The organism is Streptomyces sp. AcH 505 (genome assembly GCF_000818175.1).
Taxonomy (GTDB): Bacteria; Actinomycetota; Actinomycetes; order Streptomycetales; family Streptomycetaceae; genus Streptomyces.
Genome location: NZ_JTIY01000001.1, coordinates 4,171,670 through 4,172,538 on the forward strand (window position 1 = coordinate 4,171,670; position 869 = coordinate 4,172,538).

The window sequence follows — 869 nt, forward strand, 5'->3', positions numbered from 1 at the left end:
CCTGATCATGGACAAGCCGGTCGCCACGACCGTGGCGGGCGCCCGTGAGGTGGCGGACGCGGCCGAGGCGGCCGGTGTGCAGTCGGTGGTCTTCTGCACGGCCCGCTTCGCCCCCGGCACGGCGCGCTGGATCGACGAACAGGCCGCGAAGGGTGACTGGTTCACCGCTCACGCACACTGGCTCGGCGCGCTGTACGGACCCGGCGCCGACAGCCCGTACGCCGACTCGCCCTGGCGGCGCGAGAAGGGCGGCCTGTGGGACGTCGGCCCGCACGCGCTGTCCGTCCTCATCCCGCTGCTCGGCGATGTGACGGACGTGACGGCCGTACGCACCGAGCCCGACCTGACGCATCTGGTGCTGCGGCACACCTCCGGCGCCTCCAGCTCGGCGGCGCTGAGCCTGAGCGCCCCGCAGGCGGGCGCCAGTACCGGCATCGAGATCAGCGGGCTGCACGGCACGGCGTCGCTGCCGAAGGAGTGGGGCGACCCGGTCACCTCGTTCGAGGCCGCGATCGACGCGCTGCTGGAAGCCGTACGCACCGGACGGCCGCATGACTGCGACGTACGGTTCGGGCTGCGGCTGACGGAGATCCTGGTCCAGGCGGAAGAGAGTGCCGGAGCCGGAGCCGGGGCCAAGCCTTAAGGCGCGGGCGCGGGCCCGGGTAGTGACAGCGGCAGCGGCAGCGGGACGAAGGTGATGGTGTCGCTGTACGTCCGCGCCCCCGTCTCGTACAGCAGCCCGGTCCGCGCGGCCCCACCGGTCCCGCCGCGCGCCCGGAAGCGCACCAGGTCCGAGTAGCCGGCCGGGGCGTCGGACACCGTCCACAGCGGACGCCACGACGCCCCGCCGTCACGGCTCCCCCCCCCCC

The 869-nt window shown here is 74.3% G+C and carries 1 protein-coding gene and 1 pseudogene; one reads left to right on the plus strand and one right to left on the minus strand.

The annotated features are described in order from the left end of the window. On the plus strand, positions 1–643 hold a 643-nt coding region (locus HY68_RS19080), incomplete at its 5' end, for an oxidoreductase (RefSeq protein ID WP_041990481.1). Here HY68_RS19080 and HY68_RS43860 read toward each other — a convergent pair. Further along, positions 640–869 (minus strand): annotated as a pseudogene (locus HY68_RS43860) (hypothetical protein); the annotation flags it as partial. The gene HY68_RS19080 and the pseudogene HY68_RS43860 overlap by 4 nt on opposite strands.